We start from the raw sequence: 22,027 nt of genomic DNA, 5'->3' as shown, positions 1-22,027 counted from the left end.
GGCGTTATGTGCCCGGCTGCTCTTCCGGCGCCACGAGCGCCTGGGCGTAGTACGCCGCCGAGCCCCGGTAACGGTTCAGATGAGGCGCCAGCGTGCCCAGGGCGAGGGACAGCGCCTCCCGGTCCCGGCCGAGGCTCGACAGGCACAGGGCGAGGAAGAACCGCACCGGATCGTCCAGCTCGTCGGAGGGGGCGTCCAGTTCGGCTTCGAGAAGCTTGACGCCCTCCTCCGCCTGCCCGATGTTCCGCAGCGAGCTGGCCAGCTGGATCTTCGTCCGGCGGGCCTTGTAGGGGCTGACGTCGGCGAGACCGCGGGCCAGCGCCTCCCGGTAGAGCGGGACCGCCTGGTCCGAGTGGCCCGTGGAGTCCCAGGCGCAGGCCCGCTCGAACGGCCCGAGCGGACTGCCCTGCGGCAGTTCGGCCACGAGGGCGTCGACGTCGGCGCGGAAGCGGGTCTCGTCCTCCTCGGTTTCGGCGTAGTCGTCGAACCGGTCCCACAGGGCGGCCACACGATCTTCCCAGTCCTGGTTCACCCGGACACACTCGCACGGACGTGCCTGCGTTGACACCCGAATTTGAGCACCGCGCCCGCCACAGCCGTATCGAAGGCCAGAGCCTCTTGCCGGGGCTCCGTGCGGCATGCGTCCGGACCGTGCCGTGACAAGGACCGGAGGAACAGATGAGGGTGACCCGACCGATGCTCGCGCTGAGCGGCGCGGTGGCGATACTGGCGCTGGCCGGCTGCGGATCCGGCGGCAAGGACGAGGCGGCCGTGCCGGAGGCGGTGACCGGCAGCCTGGAGCACATCGCGGCAGAGGCCAAGTGCAAGCCGAACATGCAGACCGACGCCGACGAGATCCGCCAGGCCCTCTGCAAGAAGGGCAAGGAGAAGTACGTCCTCGCCACCTTCGCCACCGACCGCGGCCAGCGCGAGTGGATCAACACGGCCAAGGACTACGGCGGTTTCTACCTGGTCGGGCGCAAGTGGGTGGCCGTCGGCCACGAGGACCTGCTGCAGACACTGCGCGGCACGCTGGGCGGCACCGTGGAAGTGGGGGTCAACCACTCCGGTCACTCCTCCGGCGGCGGCAAGGGCGAGGAGCCGTCGCACTCCGGTCACCACGCAGGCTGACCGCGTCGAACCGGGGAACATGCGAAAGCCGGCGGTGGGAGATCCCACCGCCGGCTTTTCTAGCGGGCCGTTACTTGCAGTCCTGGCCGCTGTTGATGCACTGAACCACCTTGTTCATCAGGTTGTCGTCCATGACGTTGATGAAGTCGTTGTGGTCGGTGATCGGCTTGTGCAACTGCTCCGGGAAGCCGTCCACGGCGTACGGGTTCTTCACCTGACCGTTCTCGATGGTCGGGGCCGGCACGTCGTACACCAGGCGGACCTGGAGCTGCGGGATCGCCTGGAAGCCGTTCGGGCAGCTGCCGTCCTGCTGGACGAAGGCGACATGGTCACGGTGGTTGGCGCTGTCGATGTTCTGTCCGTCCCAGCAGCTCTGGAAGTTGGACGTCCGCACCACCTGGCTGCCCTGGGGGCAGATCACGTACTTGTCCGTCACCTGCCGGTCCTCGAAGCCGGTGCAGCTGAACGAGGTGTTGGCGTTCTTCAGGCCGTTGGTGAAGGCCTTGGCGTCACCGGTGATGATCCGCAGGAACTTCGGCATCGCGACGACGTCGCTCTTCTTGTTGCCGACGTACTTGATCTCCGCCTGGCTGGCCTTGAGGATCTTGCCGACGTTGCCCTCGGCGCCACCGCCCTGGTCGGCCGCGTCGAACTCCTGGGTGCCGTCCTGGAGGCGCAGCACGGGCCAGTAGTAGGTCGACTTGTCGGCCTGGTTCTGGCACGAGGTGCCGGCGGCCGCCAGGTCCTCGTCACTGGAGAAGGCGTCGTTGCCCTGGTTGCCGACGTAGTCGTGCGTGTGGTGCGCGCCGTTGTCGACACCCGGGGCGACGATCAGGTTGTCACTGTTGAACAGGTTGTTCTCGTTGACACCGCACTCGGCGGTGAAGGTGCCGGTGGAACCGCCGTCGCCGTTGGCGGCCAGACCGTTCTGCAGGCCACGGGAGCCGGGCTGGACCTGGTTGATGTCGACGAAGTCGGCGGCCACCGGGCCCGCGGCCCCGTTGCCGTTGTCGCCGACCTGTCCGCCGCCCTGGTCCTGGCCGCCCTGGTCCTGGCCGCCGCCCTGGTCCTGGCCACCCTGGTCCTGACCGCCTTGGTTCTGGCCCTGGTCCTGACCACCGTTGTTCTGGTCGCCTGCCTGGCCGTTGCCGTCGTTGGTCTCCGGCTGTGCGGCGGCCATGCCCTTGCACTCGGCGAGCTGGTCGAGCCCCTGCGGAGCCTGGCCGCCCACACGCCGGATGTTGATCCCGATCCGGTCGATGGCGGCGGTCCGCTTCGACTTCAGCGGGCCGAGGATCGCGTTGTTGACGAAGCCCGAGTCACCGGCCTGCGCCTGGCGCGTGGAGGCAAGGCGGGAGTAGGCCTCGGTGATCTGCTTGTCGAGGTTCGCCAGCTCCTTGTCCACCCCCTGGCGGGCGCTGTCCGGCACGTCGGTGAGCTGCTGTCCTACGTCCGGACACTGGATCGTGGCGACCTGTGCACCCGCGGACTTGGTCTGGTTCGCCGAGTTCTCCTCATGCGCCGAAGCGTAGAAGTTTGCCCAGATCAGCCCGCCCCCACCGAGCGCTAGGGCCGCCGATGCGGCTATGGCCTTGGTGGCCATCGGCGTCCGGCGTTTTCTTGTGTTGCGTCCCATGGAACTCCTCTGACTTCCTTTTTCGGGGGCATCGAGGCGCCCGACAGGAGTGAAGCGGCGCCCTTCCATACGGAGGCCGTCCCAGGGGTGTTCAGATGTCCCGGAAATTGATGCGAGATTCGTGAGGGAGCTGTGTTCTCAACAGCCCCTCATGCACCAGGAGTTGTTGATCACCGACCGTGGGTGAACAGGCCGGGCCGATATCACCGGCCGTGGTCGAGATACGCGAGAACCGCCAGCACGCGCCGGTTGTCGTCGTCCGAGACCTCCAGTCCCAGTTTGGCGAAGATGTTCGCGGTGTGCTTGGCGATCGCCCGTTCGGTCACGACCAGCCGGCCCGCGATCGCCGCGTTGGTCCGGCCCTGCGCCATCAGCTCCAGCACCTCCCGCTCCCGGGGCGTCAGCCGGGCCAGCGGCCGGTCGTCGCCCGACTGCCGCGCCAGCAGCTGCTGGATGACCTGCGGGTCCATCGCCGTGCCACCGGCGGCGACCCGCCGCACCGCGTCCACGAACTGCTCCGCGTCGAACACCCGGTCCTTCAGCAGGTATCCGACACCGCCGCTGCCGTCGGCGAGCAACTCCCGCGCGTACAGCTGCTCCACGTGCTGCGAGAGCACCAGCACCGGCAGTCCGGGCCGCTTCCTGCGGGCGTCGAGCGCGCACTGCAGCCCCTCGTCGGTGTGCGTGGGCGGCAGGCGTACGTCGACCACGGCGACGTCCGGATCCAGCTCGGCCAGCGCGGCGGCCAGTTCGGGACCGGACTCGACGGCCGCCGCGATCTCGAAGTCGTGCGCCCGGAGCAGCCGGACGAGTCCGTCGCGCAGCAGGAAGAGGTCTTCGGCTAGGACAACGCGCAAGGGATCTCCATGGTGACCATGGTGGGACCGCCCGCGGGACTGCCGACGGCCAGGACGCCGTCGAATGTACCCAGTCGCCGCTCCACTCCGGCCAGGCCCGAACCGGCCCCGATCACCGCACCTCCCTTGCCGTTGTCGGTGACGGTCGCCCGCAGATGGCCCTCCGCGTGGTGCAGGTCGACCCAGATCCGGTCGGCGCCGGAGTGCTTGACGGCGTTGGTGAGCACCTCGCTCACGGCGAAGTACGCGGCCGCCTCCACGGGCGCCTCCGCCCGCCCGGGCAGGTCCACGTTCACCTCGGTGGCCACCGGCAGCCGCAGCGCCAGCGCCCGTACGGCGTCGCCCAGTCCGCGCTCGGCCAGGACCGGCGGATGGATGCCGCGCACCAGCTCGCGCAGTTCGGACAGCGCCTCGACCGAGGACCTGCGGGCCTGCGCGATCAGCTCCTTGGCCTGGTCCGGGTCCTTGTCGAGGAGCGCCTCGATGGTGCCCAGGTCCATGCCGACCGCGACCAGCCGGGCCTGCGCCCCATCGTGCAGATCCCGTTCGATGCGCCGCAGTTCGGCGGCCGAGGTGTCGACGGCGTCGCGCCGCGTCTCGGTCAGGACCCGCACCCGCTCGGCCAGTTCGCGCTGGTTCGAGCCCAGGACGGCCTGGGTGAGCCGGAAGTGGACGTCCAGCAGCAGCGGGGTGAGGAAGCGCGCGCAGGAGAGGACGGCCAGGCCCAGGGCGGCGGCACCGAACGCCGACATCTGCCCGGTGACCTTGACGAACCCGTACCAGTACCCCTCGGGAGAGACCCGCCACAGCCCGGCCGCGAGCGCGAACCCCTCCAGCGGGAACAGCCACAGCATGGCCGGCAGCAGCGCGGTGAGGAACCCGGCCGTCATGTCGACCGGCAGCCACCTCAGGTCCCGCCAGGTCGCCGGGTCGCGCAGCATCCCGAAGGTGCGCGACCACGGATTGGCGTCCTTGGGCAGCGGCCGGTACGCCGGAGGTATCCGCACCCCGCCCCACTGAGCCGCGAGCTCCCGCCGCCAGTTCGCGAACGCCCGCACCCCCCGCAGTACGTACGGCGTCGTGACGAGCCCGATCCCGATCGGGATGAGCGCCATGGACACCAGGGACAGGGTGAAGCACAACACCGCCCCCGGCAGGGAGACGAGGGCGACCCCCAGCCCCCGCACCGCGGCGAGTGCGAGGCCCCGCCCCTTCGTACGCCCGTTGCCGCTCTTCGTGTCGATGGTCATGGCGTCAGTGTCGCCGAGCGGGGATGCGGGGTCACTGGGCCGGAACACCCGGTCACGGGGTGGTGTCAGGTACACCTCCGCCGGCTGCGAGCACCTTCGCCTCCACCTCCGGATCGAGGCCCGAGCACGGCCGGTCCGGGCGCTGGGGCGCCACCCCGCCGAGATCCTGGAGCCACCGCCAGGTGTCGGCCACGGTCTCCTCGACGGGCCGGCAGCTCAGCCCCGCCGCGACCGCCCGTGAGACGCCCCTGTTGTGCAGACCGTCGTACAGGTCACTGCCCGGCGGCACCCACACCGGCAGCTCCGTCCACGGCTGGATGCCCGCCCGGAGGATCACCTCCGGCTCGGTCCACCGGAGTTCGGCCGCGCCGCCGGTGACCGTCACGCAGGTGTCCAGCAGCTCGCCCATCGTGGTGTGCCCCTGTGGACTGGCCAGGTTGTACGGCCCGCTCAGCTCCCGCTCCGCCGCGTGCAGGATCCACTCGGCCAGGTCACGGACGTCCAGGTACTGCAGGGGAAGGCCGGGCGGGCCGGGCGCCAGCATCGGGCCGCCGCGCGCCGCGCGGGCCAGCCACCAGGGCAGCCGGCCGATGTTCTCGTACGGGCCGAGGATCAGCCCGGACCGTGCGAGCACCGACCGGTCCTCGCCGAAGGCGTCCAGCACGGCCAGTTCACCACCGCGCTTGTCCTGCGCGTACGCCGTCTGCTCCGCGTCGGCCGAGGCGTCCTCCACCAGCGGCGCGTCCTCGGCGTACCCGGCGGACCGGGCCCACGCGTACACCGAGCAGCTCGACACGTACACATACCGGCGGGCGCGGTCCCGCAGCAGCCGCGCCGCGTCCCGCACCGCGCGGGGCGCCGCCGACCAGGTGTCGACGACGACGTCCCACTCGCCCGGGTCCTCGGCGAGGGCGGCCAGACCGCCGGGCGCGGTGCGGTCGCCGAGCAGCGAGCGCGCACCCGGCGGCGCCCCGTGCCGCCCCCGGTGGAAGACGGTCACCTCCCAGCCCCGGCCCAGGGCCGCCTCCACGACGGCCCGGCCCGCGAACTCCGTACCGCCCAGCATCAGAAGTCTCATGCCGTCGACTCTGCCCGTCGGGGCGGCGGTGCGGAACGCCTGTCTGCCGTCAGCAGACGGGCGGACACCGGCGGCTCAGCGGCCCACGCGGGGCACGTACTTGTAGCCGACCCGGCGCACCGTGCGGATCGTGTCGCGGTGTTCGGCGCCCAGCTTGCGGCGCAGGCGGGCGATGTGGACGTCGACCGTACGGCCGTCACCGACATGCCCGTAGCCCCACACCGTGCCGACCAGCTGGTCGCGGGTGTGCACCCGGCCCGGGTGCGCCACCAGGTGGGCCAGCAGCTCGAACTCCAGATACGTGAGGTCGAGCGGCCGCCCGGCCACCTCGGCGGTGCGCTGCACGGTGTCGACGCGGATCGGCTGCTCGGCGCCCGGCTCGGGGCCCGTAAGGCCTTCAGGGCCGGTGGCCTCCGGCCGGTCCGGCACCGCCACCGGGAACGGCGGCTGCTGGTCGGCCGGGACGAGCACCAGATAGCCGATCATCGGCGGCCGGCCGGGGAGCGCGGGCAGGGTGTGCTGCGGCGCCGGCAGCCAGGTCGCGCCCGGGGGCAGCAGATCCGCGACCGTCACCACCTCCTCCCGGTCGACGGCGCGCAGCCGATGCCGGGGACCGGCGGCCGGCGGGGCGTTGAAGGGGGCGGCGGTGGACAGGGAACGAGTGGTCGCCATGAGAGGTCAGCTCTTTCGCGCGAGGAGTTCGTCGGGAGTTCGACGGCCGCGAGTTCGTGGTCGGGCTCGCCGAGGACGTACGCGGTTCGCGCTGGCCGAAGGCCGGGGTGTACGGCTTTAGAGGGCCGGCGCGTTCGTCGCGCGGCAACACACCCGGTCGAAGTCGTGGTCCTGACGGGACGGCCAGAAGGGCTCGAGGTCATGGCGACCCGTCGCGGTGTACTCCTGGTGGCTGGCCATGGGGCCATTGAAGCAGACCGGTGCCGGGTACCGGGACCCTCCTCTCACAGCGTGGACACGGGCCGGGAGGGCGGACGGCCGCCCGGCGTCTCATCCCACCAGGCGCTTGCGCCACTCCAGGGCCGCGATCTCGACCGCCTTGCCCGGGTCGCCGTCCCACCGCGCGGACAGCCCGGCCGCGGTCAGTGCCGCCACGACCTGGTGTCCGACGGCCTTCGTGGTCTCCTCCGAGCCGTCGAACCCGCCGTAGTAGAGCGACAGGCCGTGGCCCTGCGCCGCGCCGCGGGTGCCCTGCTGGTGGAAGAAGACGAACCCGCGCACCCCCGGTCTGCCGTCCGCCTCCGCGCCGATCTCCGACATGCCGCAGCCGCGGCAGCAGGTGAAGTTCTCCCGGGCGACGATGCCGTCGTCCTCCAGGGCCGCGAAAGCCCGCTCCAGCCGGTCCGGATCGGTCGGCCCGGCCCACTTCTCCTGTTCGTCCAGCCGCTCCAGCCACAGCCGCTCGACCAGCTCGCGGGCCTGCTCCTGGGAGACGGGAGGGGTTTCCTCGCCGTCGTCCATCAGGTACACCGTCTCGCGGATCATCGCCCCGATGCCCAGACAGCCGTCCTGGAGCATGGCGCGGACGTATCCCTCGGCCCGCGCCGCGACCTCGGGGGCGAGAGCGGGAGCCTCCTCGGGCAGCCCGAACTCCTCGCGCTCCCAGGTGACTCCGGCGTCCCAGCCGCCCTCCTGCCGCGCCCAGCGCACCATCACATCGGCGACCAGACCCGGGTCGCCCACCCGGGCCACCCACATGTGGGGGACGCGGCCCGTGCGGTGCTGGAGGTCGTACGCCCCGCTCGCGTCGCGTGCCGTCTGGATGAAGACCAGCGGCCGGTCCGGTATCCGCTGCACCACGAGGAAGTGGTCGTCCTCGCCGCCGATCCGCTCCACTAACTCGCGCAACCGCCGCGCCGGGATCCGCGCGTACGTCCGCCCGCTCTCCGTCATGACCTTGACCGGAAGTCCCCCGTCGATCTCCATGCCCCCACGATGACATGCCCCACTGACAACGCGGGGGGCGCCCACCTGACAACGCGAGGGGCGCCCACCGCGAACGGTGAGCGCCCCTCGGAGCCTTGCGGACGGATCAGACCTGGCCGGCCTTCTCCAGCGCCGAGCAGCAGGTGTCGACGAGCAGCCGGGTCACCACGTACGGGTCGACGTTGGCGTTCGGGCGGCGGTCCTCGATGTAGCCCTTGCCGTCCTTCTCGACCTGCCACGGGATACGGACCGAGGCACCGCGGTTGGAGACGCCGTAGGAGTACTCGTTCCACGGGGCGGTCTCGTGCAGACCGGTCAGGCGGTCGTCGATGCCGGCGCCGTAGTTCTTGACGTGGTCGAGCGGCTTGGAGCCCTCGCCGAGCGACTCGCACGCGGTGATGATCGCGTCGTAGCCCTCGCGCATCGCCTTGGTGGAGAAGTTGGTGTGCGCACCGGCGCCGTTCCAGTCGCCCTTCACCGGCTTCGGGTCCAGCGTCGCGGCGACGTCGAAGTCCTCGGCGGTGCGGTACAGCAGCCAGCGGGCCACCCACAGCTGGTCCGAGACCTCCAGCGGGGCCAGCGGGCCGACCTGGAACTCCCACTGGCCGGGCATGACCTCGGCGTTGATGCCGGAGATGCCCAGGCCCGCCTTCAGGCAGTTGTCCAGGTGGGCCTCGACGACGTCACGGCCGAAGATCTCGTCGGCGCCGACACCGCAGTAGTAGCCGCCCTGCGGGGCCGGGAAGCCGCCCTTGGGGAAGCCGAGCGGGTAGCCGTCCTTGAAGAAGGTGTACTCCTGCTCGATGCCGAAGATCGGCTCCTGCGCCGCGAACTTCTCCTCGACCTCGGCCAGCGCGGCACGGGTGTTGCTGGCGTGCGGGGTGAGGTCGATGTTCAGGACCTCGCACAGCACCAGGATGTCGTCGCCGCCGCGGATCGGGTCCGGGCAGGAGAAGACCGGCTTGAGGACGCAGTCCGAGGCGTGGCCCTCGGCCTGGTTGGTGGAGGACCCGTCGAAGCCCCAGATCGGCAGCGCGTCGAGACCGGCGGGGGAGCCCGCGATGATCTTGGTCTTGGAACGCAGCTTGGCCGTCGGCTCGGTGCCGTCGATCCAGATGTACTCAGCCTTGAAGGTCACGGGCCACATCCTTCGGGGGTGTGTCTGGGCGCGTATCGCGGGTGCTTGCGGCGCTGCGGCACTGGGGCGCCGCTCAATGCCCGGCAGCCTGTCAACAGGCGATTTCCCGGCCATTGCTCGAATGTGAACCCCGTGTTACCTGGTGCCGCTGTGCCGCACCTCACGTTGTGAGGGCGTTTGGCCGCGGGGGAGGAGCCGGTCACCGGCTTCCCTCCGTCAAGCCGGTGACCGGCGCCGCGTGTCCCACAGCGCGCCGGTCCCGCCGCTCCTGGCCGGGAGCGGCAGGACCGCTGACACGTACGAGGAGGCGGCCGAGGGGTGGGCCGCCCGCCTCAGTGACTCACTCGTCCTCGCTCGTCCGGCGTCACCCCACCTTCTCGATCACGGCCCGGCGGATCAGGAACTTGCCGGGCTCACGGACCTGTTCGAAAGCCGCGTTGTTGAGCAGCACACAGCTGCCGGAGACCGAAGTGACCTCCACCGTCGTGGACTTGTCGTTGTCCAGGTTGGTGACCTTCAGCTTCGTACCGGCCGGGAACTGGTCGCTGGACGCGGCGGGCGCACCGTCCTCGCCGGAGAGCGTGACGGTGGAGCCGTTGCACACCTGCTGCCCGGAGGCCGCGGCGCCACCGCCGGCGTTCTCCGCGGGGGCGGACCGCGCTGGTTGCGAGGGCTGTGTGGCCCGGGAGTCCTGAGCCGACTCCCCAACCGTGCACCCCGACGCCTCCTGCTTCCGCTTGATCTCCTCGATGACCGCCTGGCGGTTGGCGATCCGGGCTTCCGACTGTGCGTCGGGGGTGGCCCGCTGGCCGGCGATGAACTTCTCGTTGTTGCCGAGGGCGGTGGCGAGTCCCAGACAGGCCGTCGACTCCGCCGCCGACTTGGGAGCCGGCGGCGCGGCGTTCGACGTGCTCGCCATGACGAAGGCCCCGCCTCCCGCCACGGTCGCCGCGCTCACCAGCAGCGCGATCTTCTTCATCGGGCCGAGCGTTCTTCTACGCGACATGCGCGCCTCCTGAAGAGCTGGGGGAGCGTACGCCGCTATGTACGAGATACCGAACGATGTTACTCAGTGGTTACAGGAGTCACTTAAGTAACCTCCGTCACACCGGAACGAGACCTTCAACGGGAGAGGGCGTCCCGTACGGCCTCGTCGGTGCGCGCGACCACCGCCGTGCCGTCGTCCGCGGTGATGATCGGCCGCTGGATCAGCTTGGGGTGCTCGGCGAGGGCCTTGATCCACTGCTCCCGTGAACTCGCGTCCCGGGCCCACTCCTTGACGCCGAGCTCCCTGGCGGCGTCCTCCTGGGTACGGGTGATGTCCCAGGGCTCCAGTCCGAGCCGGTCCAGCACGCCGCGGATCTCGTCCTCGCTCGGCACGTCCTCCAGGTAGCGGCGGACGGTGTAGTCGGCGCCCTCGGCGTCGAGCAGCTGCACGGCACTGCGGCACTTCGAACAGGCCGGGTTGATCCAGATTTCCATGGGGCTACGGTACGCCCTCGTGACGCCCGGGAGCGGGGCCCGAAACCCGTTCTCCCCATCCGTCACCGCACTCCCGAAAGCCCTTGTGGCCAGGGCCTTTTGTCAGTGGTGGGCAGTAGAATAGAAGCAGTGTTCGAGGGTGGCGCCGGGATCGCCGAGGACCCCGGAGTGCCGCCCTGACCGCGACAGGAGGATGCCTGTGCCCGCTGCCGCACTGAAGCCGAAGCCGTTGCCCACCCAGTCCACCGCGAAGCGCCCCGTCCTGCTCGACCTGCCGTACGCGCCCCTGGAGAAGCGGCCGCTGCCGCCGGGCCGGCCGCGCGAGTGGTACGTCGCGCACAACCGCCGCCTCAAGGCGATGCGCCTCGCCATCGCCCTGCTCGACTCCGGCGTCCACATGCCGAACCAGGCCCGCAACGAGACGATCCGCGACACGGCGGAACTGATCGGCGTCCACCCGCCGTCGGACACGACGTGCCACATGGTGAGGGCGTTCATGCGCTACTCGCGCTGAGCCGACCCCCTAGGGCGTGTCCGCAAAGTCCCGCCTGCCCCGCGACGCCCGGCACGCCTAGCGCCGGGTGCCCGTTCTCCAGGGCACCCGGCGTCGTGGTTCTCCCGGAGTTCTCAGACGTCCTGGCCCGCCGCCAGCTCCTTCTCCAACGGCGTCCGGAAGCGCGGTGTGATCCTGGTCGTCCCCACCCACCCGCTCAGCCGCTCCGCCTCCTCCTCGATCGCCGCGCGGGCCTCCCGGCCCACCCCCTCCTCGTCGAGGAGCCGCCAGACGATCTCCCCGCCGGGCCGCTGGGCCCACCCGCCGACCACACGGCCGTTCCACCACACCGTCGGCCCCACGTTCCCGCTGCGGTCGAACAGCCGGGGCCGCAGCTGCGGCGCGAGATACCAGTCGCGCCGCAGCCACCCCATGGCCGTCGGGTCGAGCCCGGGCAGCAGCGCAGCCCAGGGCTCGCCGGGCGCGGCCACTTCGTCGGCATCGCCCTCGCTCACCCATCCCGTGCCCTCGTCCAGCGACACCGGCCGCGCCCCGATCGCGGCCAGCGCCGCGCGGACCTCCGTCACACGCCATCCCGTCCACCACTTCAGATCGGCCTCGGTCGCCGGACCGCACGCGGCGAGCCACCGCCCCAGCAGCTCCGCCTGCGCCCGCGCCGGGTCCAGCTCGGGATGCTCGGGAGCGACGGCCCAGCGGAACTGGCTGGACGTCCAGGAGCCGAGCGGCCGTCCGCGCACGACCTTCCCCTCGACGCCCAGCACCCTCAGCAGCCGGGTCGAGACCGTGTGCACGCCCTCGTACGTCTTGCCGGCCGCGTAGGCGAACTGCTCCCGCAGCCGCGGCTCGTCCTCGGCGAGTTCGGCGGCCGTGGCCTGCCCGCGCCGGGCCAGCGCCGCCAGCACCGACTCCTCGACCTCCGTCAGCCAGGCCGCGTCCGGCGCCCCTGCCGCCGCCATGTCCTTGAGCAGCTTGGCCCGCTCCCGGGCGGCGACCGCCAGGCCCGTCGAGGCGTGCACCACGGCGGTCAGGGGCGTGGGGAACACGAACACCGTGTGCCGCATGCCGTGCATCCGCACCAGGGAACGGTCGTCGTACAGCGCGCGCCCTGTCTCCGCCACCGTCGTCGCGGGGTCCGCGAGCCGCGCGCCCACGGCCAGGTACACCGTCGCCGGGTCGGTGCCGTGCAGCGCGACGAGCGAACCGGCGACCTCCTCAGGAGTCCCCGCCCGCGCCCGCCCGACCAGCCGCTGCCGCAACGCGAGCCGGGCCCGGCGCTCCGCCGCCCCGATGTACCGCTGCGCTTCGCCCATACCGGCCTCCACTCGTCGTGCCCGTCCGACTCCCCCTGCATCTTCGCGAACGCCACTGACAATCGGCCGTCGGCGGCCCCGCTCAGGCGTACCGCTCCAGCAGCCCCGCCACATACGCCTCCAGCCGCCCGCCCAGCACCTCCGGTGTCAGATCGGTCCGGCCCAGCTCCCGCCACGGGCCCGCCAGCTTCGCCGCGTCGGGGGCGTAGGCCAGGGCGTCGAGCAGCCGCCAGTACAGATGGTCGGGGCCGTCGGCGAGTCGGTGGCCGCCGCGCGCCGCGTAGTGCTCCCGGAAACCGAGGCCGCACTCCGGGCCGTACAGCAGCGCCAGGGCGGTCGAGCAGTGGGCGACGTCCAGGTCGGCGGGACCCCACGAGGTCTCCACCCAGTCGACGACACCGCTGATCCGCAAGCCGTCTCCCGAGCCCGTGAACAGCACGTTCCCGGGGTGGTAGTCCCGGTGCAGGAAGCAGCCCTCGTACGGCGGCGGGTCGCGGCGGATCACGTCCACCGCCCGCTCCCACATCGCACCCGCCGGCGCCCGCACCCGCTCCGGGGAGGTCCACGCCTGATACGGACGGGGCCGCTCCACGGGAACCACCCGGTGGATCCGGGCGAGCTGCGCCGCCAGCAGGTCCACCCGGCGGTCGAGGTCCTCCTCATCGACCCGGACCCGCCCCGGCAGCCGGGACATCAGCAGGCAGGGGTGGTCACAGTGCTCGGCGGTCGCGTCCACGCCGGTCAGCTCCGGCGCCGGCACGCCCTCCTGCCCGGCCAGCAGCGTGAGCACCTGCGCCTCGCGGGCCAGCAGCCCGGGGGCGTGCCGCCGGAAGAAGGGCTTCACGAAGGTCCGCAGGGCGACTGCGGTGCCGTCGTCGAGGGTGAGCTGCCGCATCTGGGAGCTCCAACCTCCGGTGAGAAAAGTGGACTTGTCGACCTTGCGGCCCGCCGGGAGCTGCTTGGCCACCCATGCACGGGTCGCCGTCCAGCCCTGGTCGCCGAGCCCGGTCAGCACGGCGGTGACGAACTCCCGTCGGCCGCCGGGACGGTCTCGGAACCACCGGCCCAACCGGTGCCGCGCGTCGTGGAGTTCCCAGTGGGTGAACTGGGCACGCCGGGCCAGCGCCTCCGAGAGGGCGTCCGTCACGGCGGGCGGGATGACCTCGTCCGTGCCCGGAACCGCGAGCACCGCCCGCCCCTCGTACCCCCGCAGGACGTCGAGCGCGGGTGACTCGCGCCAGCTTCCGGGCCGCCGGATGATCTCGCTGAACCGTCCGTCACCCGCACCGAACGGCACGTCCCACGCCTGAGCCGCGTACACCGCCGGCGCGCACAGTCCGAGTGCCGCCACCCGGTCCCCGTAGTGCCGGACGAGATCGGCCACCGTCTGGCCGCTCATGCTGAAGCCGACGAGGACCAGCGGCCCGTCCACGCGCGCGTGCGCGTCGATGACGGACACGGCCTGCTCGAAGCGGCGGCGCAGGCTCAGCTCCCGCAGCAGGCCGGTGCTCTCCCCATGCCCGGAGAAGTCGAAGGAGACGGCGTGGCAGCCGTGGGCGGCGAACTCCTCCAGCAGCGGCACCAGCGGCTGTTTGCTGCCGTTGCCCGCGCCGTGCAGCAGTACGGCGGTCGCCCTGGCCGGCCCACCCGGACCGGTCCCGCCGGACAGTCCGCTGAGTCGTTCGCCGTCGACGGTGTGCGTGAAGGGGATCAGCTCGCTCATACGGCCATTCACGCACGCGGCCGGGCATCGAGAGGGGCGATCACGCCGGGACGATCACAGACCCGGCGCCCCCCACACCGGGAACCAGCGGCCCAGGTCCTGCTCGATCGGCAGGTCCTCGGCGAGTGCCGCCCGTATCTGGAGTTCCAGCGCGTTGTCACGCCGTTGTGCCCTTCCGGGCAGGGGTGCGAACGGGTAGAAGGTGCCGCGCTTGTAGAGGTAGACCAGCCCGAGCCGCCGGTCCGACCGGTCCCGGAACCCGGCCAGGGAGCACAGGAGCTGGGGGCCGAACCCGTTGACCTCCATCTGGCTGTTCACGGCGTGCAGGTCCGTCACGAGCGGGGCCAGCTGGTCGGGGGCGCGGTGCGAGACCAGCCAGGAGTAGCCGTAGTCGTCCTGCCGCAGCTCCACAGGAGGGCCGTCGCGGTCGATGTCCGCGTCCAGCAGCGCCTGCACCTCGCGGTGGGTCTGCTCGAAGGCCGCGCCCTCGACCGTGGCGAAGCACACCGCGCCCTGCCCGGTCGGGGTGAAACCCGCCGCGGCCTCCAGCGTCACGGCCGCCGACGGCAGGGCGAAGAGCCGGTCCAGATCCGGCGCGACCGGCTTCGTGCGGCCGAGCAGAATGTCCAGCAGCCCCATGCCCTGCTCACGCCCCTCCGGATGCCGTCGCCTCACCCAGCTCGGCGGAGATCCGGCCCAGCTGGTCGAGCCGCTGCTCCAGGCTCGGGTGGGTCGAGAAGAGCCGCGCGACACCGGGCTCACGGCCCAGCGCCGGCGTGAAGTAGAAGGCGTTGAAGGCCTGGGCCGTGCGCAGGTCCTTCGTCGGGATGCGGGCGATGTCCCCCGACACCTTGGTGAGGGCCGAGGCCAGCGCCGAGGGCCGGCCGGTGAGCAGCGCCGCCGCACGGTCCGCCGCCAGCTCCCGGTACCGGGACAGGGACCGGATCAGCAGGAAGCTCAGCGCGTACACCGCCGCCGACACGCCCATCACCGCGGCGAAGACCACCGCCGTGTTCTGGTCCCGCCGGCCCCCGCCGAGCACCTGCGAGTAGAAGGCGAACCGCACGATCAGCCCGGCGAGCACACCGAGGAACGAGGCGACCGTGATCACGGCGACGTCCTTGTGCGCCACATGCGACAGCTCGTGCGCGAGCACGCCCTCCAGCTCGGCCGGCTCCAGGCGCCTGAGCAGCCCGGTCGTCACACAGACCACGGCGTGGTCGGGATTGCGTCCGGTCGCGAACGCGTTGGGCATGTCCATGTCGGACACGGCCACCACCGGTTTGGGCATGTCGGCGATGGCGCACAGCCGGTCCACGACCCCGTGCAGCCCGGGATACTCCTCCCGCTCCACGACCCGGCCGTGCATCGCGAACAGCGCGACCCGGTCCGAGAACCAGTACTGCGCCCCGAGCATCGCGGCCGCGACCAGCACGACCAGAATCCACGACTTCAGCAGCACGATCAGCGCCGCGACGAAGCCCACGTACATCAGCCCGAGCAGGAACAGCGTGATCCCCATACGGGTGGTCAACCGCCGGTCGCTCCGGAAGCGGCTGTGCATCTGCATCACCCCGCAGTCACGCACTCGTCCCACTGCCAGTGTGCACCCGGCCCGGCCCATGAACGGGTCGCGATCGCCCCCAGGCCGGGCAAAGGCGTCAGCCGCCCGCGGCCACCGCGTACCCGGGCACGGACGGCCACCGCACGGTCAGCACCACCGACTCCTCCTCGGCACACCAGGAGTGATCGACCCCGCGCCCCCACACGACGTAGTCGCCCTGCCGCTCCAGCAGGACACTGCGACCGGGAAGCTCCACCCGGAAGCGCCCGCTGATCAGCACCAGCAGCGCGGTCCGCTCCTCGCCCCGCACCCACTGCGACCGCTCGTCGCCGGCCGGGTGGACACCCCACTTGACCTCGACGGCCTCGCTGTGCCGCGGATCGCCGGCGTCCTTGAAGTGCCCGAGGAGCCACCCCCGGTCCAGCGCCGCGTCCCGGCCCGCGTTGCCCACGTACACACCGTCATCCACGCGGCCGGACACTCTCCCTAGTACGGCGCCCGGAAGTTGATGTACCCCAGCAGCACGATCACCGCGGCCACACTGCCGAGCACCACGACCGTGGACACCCACGACGAGCGGGACCCGCGCCCGGACGACCTGTGATCGGGCTCGGGACGGAAGGGCACGGGCCCGGGCGGGTTGTGCTTCCAGCGCGCGGCGAGCATACGGGCCCGCGCCGAGGGCTCCTTGTGCTCGGCGCTGTCCGCCCATCTGAGGTCGAACTCGCGCTCCTGGCCGTCCTGTTCGTGCTCGGGCATCTCCTGCTCCACCCCCGTGAGGTCCTGGCAGCAGAATAGAACACACGACCGCGCCCCCGCTGCCCGTACGGACGGCGGAGGCGCGGTCGTGATGCCTCGATCAGGTGTCGATCACATGGATCGGGGGCCGATCACACGTCGAAGTAGAGCTCGAACTCGTGCGGGTGCGGACGCAGCTGGAGCGGCGCGATCTCGTTCGTGCGCTTGTAGTCGATCCACGTCTCGATCAGGTCCGGCGTGAACACGTCGCCCTGGAGGAGGAACTCGTGGTCGGCCTCCAGGGAGTCGAGGACGGCCGGGAGCGAGGTCGGGACCTGCGGGACGCCCGCGTGCTCCTCGGGAGCCAGCTCGTAGAGGTCCTTGTCGATCGGCTCGGCCGGCTCGATCTTGTTCTTGATGCCGTCCAGGCCCGCGAGCAGCAGCGCGGAGAACGCCAGGTACGGGTTGCCGGAGGAGTCGGGCGCGCGGAACTCGACGCGCTTGGCCTTCGGGTTCGAGCCCGTGATCGGGATACGCATGGCCGCGGAGCGGTTGCGCTGCGAGTAGACCAGGTTCACCGGCGCCTCGAAGCCCGGGACCAGGCGGTGGTACGAGTTCACCGTCGGGTTGGTGAAGGCCAGCAGCGACGGGGCGTGCTTGAGGATGCCGCCGATGTAGTAGCGGGCGGTGTCCGACAGGCCCGCGTAACCGGCCTCGTCGTAGAACAGCGGGGAGCCGCCCGACCACAGGGACTGGTGGACGTGCATGCCCGAGCCGTTGTCACCGAAGATCGGCTTCGGCATGAAGGTCGCCGTCTTGCCGTTCTTCCACGCCACGTTCTTCACGATGTACTTGAAGAGCTGGAGGTCGTCGGCGGCGGCCAGCAGCGTGTTGAACTTGTAGTTGATCTCGGCCTGGCCGGCGGTGCCCACCTCGTGGTGCTGGCGCTCGACCTGCAGGCCGGCCCGGTTCAGCTCCAGGGAGATCTCGGCGCGCAGGTCGGCGAAGTGGTCGACCGGCGGGACCGGGAAGTAGCCGCCCTTGTAGCGGACCTTGTAACCACGGTTGTCCTCGACGGCACCGGTGTTCCAGGCGCCGGCCTCGGAGTCGATGTGGTAGAAGGACTCGTTCGCGGTGGTCGCGAAGCGGACGGAGTCGAAGACGTAGAACTCGGCCTCGGGGCCGAAGTACGCCGTGTCGGCGATCCCGGTGGAGGCGAGGTAGGCCTCGGCCTTCTTCGCCACGTTGCGCGGGTCACGGGAGTACTGCTCGCCCGTGATCGGGTCGTGGATGAAGAAGTTGATGTTCAGCGTCTTGTCACGGCGGAACGGGTCGACCCGGGCGGTCGACAGGTCCGCGCGCAGCGCCATGTCGGACTCGTGGATGGCCTGGAAGCCGCGGATGGACGAGCCGTCGAAGGCCAGCTCCTCGTCCGCGTCGAACGCCTCGGCAGGCACCGTGAAGTGCTGCATCACGCCCGGCAGGTCGCAGAAGCGGACGTCGATGAACTTGACGTCCTCGTCCGCGATGAACTTCTTGGCCTCGTCGGCGTTCTGGAACATCCAGCTCCTCCTACTCCCGACCGTCCCGCCGGGGTGGTAGTTCGTTCGTGCGGCCAGTGCGGGTGGCACACGCTGACCTCGACCCTAGGGACGGGTGGTTTCTCGGGCGTGACTCATTTGTTTCGCACAAGTTAACCGGCTCGGCTCCCACCCTAGCCCCGACGCACCCCGCCGTGCCCTGGTCATTTCCGGTCGCAGTACCGTGGACGGGTGGACAACAGGCAAGCACTCGGATCGTGGCTTTCCGGGCCCCGCGCGGCGGCGGAAGAGGCCGGTGTCGACTTCGGATACCGGGGTGAGCAGCTCGGTCTGCCCGAGGAGGGACCCGGCTCGATCGCCCGCCCGGGGCGGCGGCTCGGCGCCCTCGCCGTGGACTGGGGCCTGAGCCTCCTGATCGCATACGGTCTCATCACCCAGAGCTACAACGAAGCGGCCCAGATCTGGGCGCCGCTCATCATGTTCACCTTGATGGTCCTCACGGTCGGTACGCTCGGCTTCACGCCGGGCAAGCGGCTCTTCGGCCTGCGGGTGCTCGCCCTGGACACCGGCCGGGTCAGCCCGTGGCGCGCGGCGCTGCGCACGGTCCTGCTCTTCCTCGCGATCCCCGCCCTGGTCTGGGACCGCGACGGCCGCGGCCTGCACGACCGGCTGGCGGGCACGGTCGAGGTCCGCATCTGACCCGCGTGAACGGACATGAGTGAAGGGGCGGCCGGAGTGATCCGGCCGCCCCTTCACTCATGCGGTGTGCGGGCGCTCAGCGCGCCTTCGGCCCGCCGCCCCTCGGCATCCGCATGCCCTTGGGCATCGGCCCCTTCGGCAACGGCATGTTGCTCATCAGATCGCCCAGGGCGCGCAGCCGGTCGTTGGTGGCGGTGACCTGCGGGCCGGTCAGCACGCGCGGCAGCTTCAGCATGGTCGTGCGCAGCTTCTTCAGCTCGACCTGGCCCTCGCCCGTGCCCACCACCAGGTCGTGCACCGGGACGTCCGCGACGATGCGGTTCATCTTCTTCTTCTCGGCGGCGAGCAGGGACTTCACCCGGTTCGGGTTGCCCTCGGCGACCAGCACGATGCCGGCCTTGCCGACCGCGCGGTGCACCACGTCCTGGTTGCGGTTCATCGCCACCGCGGGGGTCGTCGTCCACCCCCGGCCGATGTTGTCGAGCACCGCCGCCGCGGCACCGGGCTGTCCCTCCATCTGCCCGAAGGCGGCCCGCTCGGCCCGGCGCCCGAACACGATCGCCGACGCGAGGAAGGCGAGCAGGAGGCCCAGGATGCCGAGATAGATGGGGTGACCGATCAAGAAACCGATCGCGAGGAAGACACCGAAGGTGACGATTCCGATTGCCGCGAGTACAAGACCGATCTTCTTGTCGGCCTTGCGGGTCATCTTGTAGGTCAGGGCGATCTGCTTCAGTCGCCCGGGGTTCGCAGCGTCCGCTGCAGGTTCCTTCCTCGCCATGCCCCGAAGTCTACGTGGCCCCACAAGCGCCTACGACGGCAGTGTCCGCGGGGAGACTCGGGCGGGGAGGAGACGGGCTCAGGGGTGGACGGAGACGGACCGGGAGACGGACTGCTCGAGGACGCGCTGCGCCTCGACCCGGTCCTTGGCGCGACGGCGGTCCTCCAGCACGGAGGTCCAGGCGTTGCGGCGGGCGGTGCGCTGACCACTGCTGAGCAGCAGCGACTCGACGGCACGCAGAGCGGTGGTGAAAGACGGGATAGCGGTGGCGCGGACGGGCGCGGCCTGCATGGGTCAGGTCCCCCCTCGGGAGCGGTGTACGTGCTGTGAGTTCAGCGTCACTGATTGGTGTTACCAGGGCGTGTCCGACCGGTCAAACACCCATGAAGCCCCGGCGGGGATCCATGAAACGCCGACGCGGTCCTGACCTATGCCCTCATCTGCGAGGACGGTCAGGACCGCGTCCATTCGGCCGCTACCGGCGGGTAGTGTCTTGTGCGCGAATTCACACGCTTGTCTCGCCCCTTGGCGGGCAGGAGCGGTGACGGTTCGTCAGACGGCCTGGGCCGCGATGCGCGCGTCCCGCTGCTCCATGGCCATCCGGTAGAGCCGCCCGGCGCGGTACGAGGACCGCACCAGCGGGCCCGACATCACACCGGAGAAGCCGATCTGCTCGGCCTCCTCCTGCAGCTCCACGAACTCGTGCGGCTTGACCCAGCGCTCCACCGGGTGGTGGCGCACGGAGGGCCGCAGGTACTGCGTGATGGTGACCAGCTCGCAACCTGCGTCGTGCAGCTGCTTCAGCGCCTCGCTGACCTCCTCGCGGGTCTCGCCCATGCCGAGGATGAGGTTCGACTTCGTGACCAGGCCGTAGTCGCGGGCCTCGGTGATGACCTTCAGGGAGCGCTCGTAGCGGAAGCCGGGGCGGATCCGCTTGAAGATCCGCGGGACCGTCTCGACGTTGTGCGCGAAGACCTCGGGGCGGGAGGAGAAGACCTCGGCGAGCAGCTCCGGGACGGCGTTGAAGTCGGGCGCGAGCAGCTCGACCTTCGTCGGGCCGGCCTCGCGGTCCGCCGTCTGCTGGTGGATCTGGCGGACCGTCTCCGCGTACAGCCAGGCGCCGCCGTCCTCCAGGTCGTCGCGGGCGACGCCGGTGATCGTGGCGTAGTTCAGGTCCATGGTGACCACGGACTCACCCACGCGGCGCGGCTCGTCGCGGTCGAGCGCCTCGGGCTTGCCGGTGTCGATCTGGCAGAAGTCGCAGCGCCGGGTGCACTGGTCGCCGCCGATGAGGAACGTGGCCTCGCGGTCCTCCCAGCACTCGTAGATGTTGGGGCAGCCGGCTTCCTGGCAGACCGTGTGCAGCCCCTCGCTCTTCACGAGGTTCTGCATCTTGGTGTACTCGGGGCCCATTTTCGCCCGGGTCTTGATCCACTCGGGCTTGCGCTCGATGGGGGTCTGGCTGTTGCGGACCTCCAGGCGCAGCATCTTGCGTCCGTCGGGTGCGACTGCGGACACGACCGGCTCCCTAGCGATTGATTCTTCGGCGTCCTCAAGGGTACGCCCGTTGATTTGAATGCCTGTGTGGGTGCCAGCCCCTCCACGGCCCGTTTTATGCCGCCGGCGTCTTCTCGATCTCCCGCGGCTTCAGCTCGGCGTTCTCCAGGACGTCCCGCAGGTGCCGCTCGACGACCGGCAGGACCTCCTCGATCGTCACGTCGCGGCCCAGTTCGCTCGCCAGGGAAGCGACTCCCGCGTCCCGGATGCCGCACGGGATGATCCGGTCGAACCACTTGTTGTCGGGGTTCACGTTGAGCGAGAAGCCGTGCATGGTGACGCCCTTGGCCACGCGGATGCCGATCGCGGCGATCTTGCGGTCCTCGCGGCGCTGGCCCGCGTTGGAGGGCGCGTACTCCGGGCCGTTCATGCGCGGGTCGAACTCCTCGTCGTGCAGCCGCGGGTCGAAGTCCAGGGCCAGACCGCCGAGTGCGGGGCGCCGCTCGACCGGGTCGCCCAGCACCCACACCCCGCTGCGGCCCTCGACCCGGGTGGTCTCCAGGCCGAACTCCGCGCAGGTGCGGATCAGGGCCTCTTCGAGGCGGCGCACGTGCGCGACGACGTCCACCGGGCGCGGCAGCTTCTGGATCGGGTAGCCCACCAGCTGGCCGGGGCCGTGCCAGGTGATCTTGCCGCCGCGGTCCACGTCGATGACCGGCGTGCCGTCGAGGGGCCGCTCGTTGTCCGCCGTGCGCCGTCCGGCCGTGTAGACCGGGGGATGCTCCAGGAGCAGCACGGTGTCGGGGACCTCGTCGGCGAAGCGCGCCGCGTGCACCCGGCGCTGTTCGTCCCACGCCTCCCGGTACTCGACGGCCTCGTCACCGAACCCCATGCGGACGAACCGCAACCCACTCACGGCAAGCGCCTCCCTAGGACGGGTGTGTCAGGCACGTATCGCGCCCCAGCCACTGTACGTCCGGCCCGGACACGTCAGTCCTGGGGTCAATCCTCACACGATCGGATGAATGTCCGGGAAAATGTGTGATGGGGTGCTTACTCTCCGCTACATTCGCGCCGTCCAGCAAGCCAAAGGGCCTGCTCACAGGCAATCCGGCAGATCACCAGCACCGGAAGGCAGGAGACCGCACCG

24 protein-coding genes are annotated in these 22,027 nt (G+C 70.9%); 3 read left to right on the top strand and 21 right to left on the bottom strand.

Features of this window, described 5'->3' with window-relative positions:
- Window positions 1–4: 4 nt before the first annotated feature.
- Window positions 5–532 (bottom strand): tetratricopeptide repeat protein, encoded by a 528-nt coding sequence (locus ACFZDA_RS04480; RefSeq protein WP_391074790.1) that lies wholly within the window; start codon window positions 530–532, stop codon window positions 5–7.
- Between the two features lie 146 nt (window positions 533–678).
- Between ACFZDA_RS04480 and ACFZDA_RS04475 the strand changes: the two genes are divergently transcribed.
- Window positions 679–1,131: a hypothetical protein gene (locus ACFZDA_RS04475; RefSeq protein ID WP_391074787.1), complete on the top strand. Its 453-nt coding sequence runs from the start codon at window positions 679–681 to the stop codon at window positions 1,129–1,131.
- Between the two features lie 70 nt (window positions 1,132–1,201).
- On the opposite strand, the gene ACFZDA_RS04470 is transcribed toward ACFZDA_RS04475, so the two are convergent.
- From ACFZDA_RS04470 to ACFZDA_RS04430, 9 genes are all read right to left on the bottom strand, one after another.
- Window positions 1,202–2,767, bottom strand: coding sequence for a DUF1996 domain-containing protein (locus tag ACFZDA_RS04470; RefSeq protein WP_391074784.1), 1,566 nt, complete (start codon window positions 2,765–2,767; stop codon window positions 1,202–1,204).
- 203 nt (window positions 2,768–2,970) lie between these two features.
- Window positions 2,971–3,624 carry a LuxR C-terminal-related transcriptional regulator gene (locus ACFZDA_RS04465; protein ID WP_391074782.1) on the bottom strand — a complete coding sequence of 218 codons (654 nt, stop codon included), beginning with the start codon at window positions 3,622–3,624 and terminating at the stop codon, window positions 2,971–2,973.
- Entirely contained in the window at window positions 3,609–4,874 is a 1,266-nt protein-coding gene (locus ACFZDA_RS04460) for a sensor domain-containing protein (RefSeq protein WP_391074779.1), read from the bottom strand. Before ACFZDA_RS04460 ends, ACFZDA_RS04465 begins: the two co-directional genes overlap by 16 nt.
- Window positions 4,875–4,926: 52 nt before the next feature.
- The gene (locus tag ACFZDA_RS04455; protein ID WP_391074776.1) at window positions 4,927–5,952 is read right to left on the bottom strand and encodes an NAD-dependent epimerase/dehydratase family protein; all 1,026 of its coding nucleotides are present in this window, start codon (window positions 5,950–5,952) and stop codon (window positions 4,927–4,929) included.
- Between the two features lie 75 nt (window positions 5,953–6,027).
- The gene (locus ACFZDA_RS04450; RefSeq protein ID WP_391074773.1) at window positions 6,028–6,624 is read right to left on the bottom strand and encodes a winged helix-turn-helix domain-containing protein; all 597 of its coding nucleotides are present in this window, start codon (window positions 6,622–6,624) and stop codon (window positions 6,028–6,030) included.
- 330 nt (window positions 6,625–6,954) lie between these two features.
- Window positions 6,955–7,890, bottom strand: coding sequence for a DUF6891 domain-containing protein (locus ACFZDA_RS04445; RefSeq protein WP_391074771.1), 936 nt, complete (start codon window positions 7,888–7,890; stop codon window positions 6,955–6,957).
- 106 nt (window positions 7,891–7,996) lie between these two features.
- Window positions 7,997–9,028 carry a glutamine synthetase gene (gene glnII, locus ACFZDA_RS04440; protein WP_391074769.1) on the bottom strand — a complete coding sequence of 344 codons (1,032 nt, stop codon included), beginning with the start codon at window positions 9,026–9,028 and terminating at the stop codon, window positions 7,997–7,999.
- A gap of 364 nt (window positions 9,029–9,392) precedes the next feature.
- Window positions 9,393–10,034, bottom strand: coding sequence for a hypothetical protein (locus tag ACFZDA_RS04435; protein WP_391074766.1), 642 nt, complete (start codon window positions 10,032–10,034; stop codon window positions 9,393–9,395).
- Between the two features lie 116 nt (window positions 10,035–10,150).
- Window positions 10,151–10,510 carry an ArsC/Spx/MgsR family protein gene (locus ACFZDA_RS04430; protein ID WP_391074763.1) on the bottom strand — a complete coding sequence of 120 codons (360 nt, stop codon included), beginning with the start codon at window positions 10,508–10,510 and terminating at the stop codon, window positions 10,151–10,153.
- Between the two features lie 199 nt (window positions 10,511–10,709).
- On the opposite strand from ACFZDA_RS04430, the gene ACFZDA_RS04425 reads away from it, so the two are divergent.
- A complete protein-coding gene (locus ACFZDA_RS04425; RefSeq protein ID WP_391074760.1) occupies window positions 10,710–11,024 on the top strand; it encodes a hypothetical protein in 315 nt (104 codons plus the stop codon).
- 113 nt (window positions 11,025–11,137) lie between these two features.
- On the opposite strand, the gene ACFZDA_RS04420 is transcribed toward ACFZDA_RS04425, so the two are convergent.
- The 7 genes from ACFZDA_RS04420 to glnA form a co-directional block, all read right to left on the bottom strand.
- On the bottom strand, window positions 11,138–12,334 hold the full coding sequence (locus ACFZDA_RS04420) for a DNA glycosylase AlkZ-like family protein (RefSeq protein ID WP_391074756.1): 1,197 nt from the start codon (window positions 12,332–12,334) through the stop codon (window positions 11,138–11,140).
- Window positions 12,335–12,416: 82 nt separating this feature from the next.
- Entirely contained in the window at window positions 12,417–14,057 is a 1,641-nt protein-coding gene (locus ACFZDA_RS04415; protein WP_391074753.1) for an alpha/beta fold hydrolase, read from the bottom strand.
- A 54-nt stretch (window positions 14,058–14,111) separates the two neighbouring features.
- Complete coding sequence (locus tag ACFZDA_RS04410) at window positions 14,112–14,696, bottom strand: hypothetical protein (protein ID WP_391074750.1); 585 nt, start codon at window positions 14,694–14,696, stop codon at window positions 14,112–14,114.
- A 7-nt stretch (window positions 14,697–14,703) separates the two neighbouring features.
- Window positions 14,704–15,621 carry a zinc metalloprotease HtpX gene (gene htpX / locus ACFZDA_RS04405; RefSeq protein WP_391074747.1) on the bottom strand — a complete coding sequence of 306 codons (918 nt, stop codon included), beginning with the start codon at window positions 15,619–15,621 and terminating at the stop codon, window positions 14,704–14,706.
- A 97-nt stretch (window positions 15,622–15,718) separates the two neighbouring features.
- On the bottom strand, window positions 15,719–16,090 hold the full coding sequence (locus ACFZDA_RS04400) for a signal peptidase I (RefSeq protein WP_391074744.1): 372 nt from the start codon (window positions 16,088–16,090) through the stop codon (window positions 15,719–15,721).
- Window positions 16,091–16,107: 17 nt separating this feature from the next.
- Window positions 16,108–16,380, bottom strand: coding sequence for a hypothetical protein (locus ACFZDA_RS04395; RefSeq protein WP_391074741.1), 273 nt, complete (start codon window positions 16,378–16,380; stop codon window positions 16,108–16,110).
- A 131-nt stretch (window positions 16,381–16,511) separates the two neighbouring features.
- Window positions 16,512–17,921, bottom strand: a complete 1,410-nt coding sequence (glnA, locus tag ACFZDA_RS04390) for a type I glutamate--ammonia ligase (RefSeq protein WP_086564122.1) — start codon at window positions 17,919–17,921, stop codon at window positions 16,512–16,514.
- Window positions 17,922–18,131: 210 nt separating this feature from the next.
- Between glnA and ACFZDA_RS04385 the strand changes: the two genes are divergently transcribed.
- On the top strand, window positions 18,132–18,599 hold the full coding sequence (locus ACFZDA_RS04385) for an RDD family protein (protein WP_391074738.1): 468 nt from the start codon (window positions 18,132–18,134) through the stop codon (window positions 18,597–18,599).
- A 76-nt stretch (window positions 18,600–18,675) separates the two neighbouring features.
- Here the strand turns inward: ACFZDA_RS04385 and ACFZDA_RS04380 are convergent, their stop codons facing one another.
- The 4 genes from ACFZDA_RS04380 to lipB all read right to left on the bottom strand — a co-directional run bounded on the left by ACFZDA_RS04380 (window position 18,676) and on the right by lipB (window position 21,793).
- Window positions 18,676–19,380: a DUF4191 family protein gene (locus ACFZDA_RS04380; protein ID WP_391074735.1), complete on the bottom strand. Its 705-nt coding sequence runs from the start codon at window positions 19,378–19,380 to the stop codon at window positions 18,676–18,678.
- A 78-nt stretch (window positions 19,381–19,458) separates the two neighbouring features.
- Window positions 19,459–19,671 (bottom strand): hypothetical protein, encoded by a 213-nt coding sequence (locus ACFZDA_RS04375; RefSeq protein WP_086564125.1) that lies wholly within the window; start codon window positions 19,669–19,671, stop codon window positions 19,459–19,461.
- Window positions 19,672–19,932: 261 nt separating this feature from the next.
- Entirely contained in the window at window positions 19,933–20,898 is a 966-nt protein-coding gene (lipA, locus tag ACFZDA_RS04370; RefSeq protein WP_391074732.1) for a lipoyl synthase, read from the bottom strand.
- 94 nt (window positions 20,899–20,992) lie between these two features.
- Window positions 20,993–21,793, bottom strand: a complete 801-nt coding sequence (lipB, locus tag ACFZDA_RS04365; RefSeq protein ID WP_391074729.1) for a lipoyl(octanoyl) transferase LipB — start codon at window positions 21,791–21,793, stop codon at window positions 20,993–20,995.
- Between the last annotated feature and the right edge of the window lie 234 nt (window positions 21,794–22,027).

This window comes from Streptomyces sp. NPDC007991 (assembly GCF_042958445.1).
Taxonomy (GTDB): Bacteria; Actinomycetota; Actinomycetes; order Streptomycetales; family Streptomycetaceae; genus Streptomyces.
This window is presented reverse-complemented; position numbering and strand designations above follow the sequence as displayed.

Coding starts and splice junctions, on each gene's coding strand:
- ACFZDA_RS04470 (WP_391074784.1), bottom strand. CDS start 2,767: ATGGGACGCAACACAAGAAAACGCCGGACGCCGATGGCCACCAAGGCC.
- ACFZDA_RS04380 (WP_391074735.1), bottom strand. CDS start 19,380: ATGGCGAGGAAGGAACCTGCAGCGGACGCTGCGAACCCCGGGCGACTG.
- ACFZDA_RS04430 (WP_391074763.1), bottom strand. CDS start 10,510: ATGGAAATCTGGATCAACCCGGCCTGTTCGAAGTGCCGCAGTGCCGTG.
- ACFZDA_RS04395 (WP_391074741.1), bottom strand. CDS start 16,380: ATGCCCGAGCACGAACAGGACGGCCAGGAGCGCGAGTTCGACCTCAGA.
- ACFZDA_RS04375 (WP_086564125.1), bottom strand. CDS start 19,671: ATGCAGGCCGCGCCCGTCCGCGCCACCGCTATCCCGTCTTTCACCACC.
- ACFZDA_RS04435 (WP_391074766.1), bottom strand. CDS start 10,034: ATGTCGCGTAGAAGAACGCTCGGCCCGATGAAGAAGATCGCGCTGCTG.
- htpX (WP_391074747.1), bottom strand. CDS start 15,621: ATGCACAGCCGCTTCCGGAGCGACCGGCGGTTGACCACCCGTATGGGG.
- glnA (WP_086564122.1), bottom strand. CDS start 17,921: ATGTTCCAGAACGCCGACGAGGCCAAGAAGTTCATCGCGGACGAGGAC.
- ACFZDA_RS04410 (WP_391074750.1), bottom strand. CDS start 14,696: ATGGGGCTGCTGGACATTCTGCTCGGCCGCACGAAGCCGGTCGCGCCG.
- ACFZDA_RS04415 (WP_391074753.1), bottom strand. CDS start 14,057: ATGAGCGAGCTGATCCCCTTCACGCACACCGTCGACGGCGAACGACTC.
- ACFZDA_RS04460 (WP_391074779.1), bottom strand. CDS start 4,874: ATGACCATCGACACGAAGAGCGGCAACGGGCGTACGAAGGGGCGGGGC.
- ACFZDA_RS04455 (WP_391074776.1), bottom strand. CDS start 5,952: ATGAGACTTCTGATGCTGGGCGGTACGGAGTTCGCGGGCCGGGCCGTC.
- ACFZDA_RS04475 (WP_391074787.1), top strand. CDS start 679: ATGAGGGTGACCCGACCGATGCTCGCGCTGAGCGGCGCGGTGGCGATA.
- ACFZDA_RS04445 (WP_391074771.1), bottom strand. CDS start 7,890: ATGGAGATCGACGGGGGACTTCCGGTCAAGGTCATGACGGAGAGCGGG.
- ACFZDA_RS04450 (WP_391074773.1), bottom strand. CDS start 6,624: ATGGCGACCACTCGTTCCCTGTCCACCGCCGCCCCCTTCAACGCCCCG.
- ACFZDA_RS04420 (WP_391074756.1), bottom strand. CDS start 12,334: ATGGGCGAAGCGCAGCGGTACATCGGGGCGGCGGAGCGCCGGGCCCGG.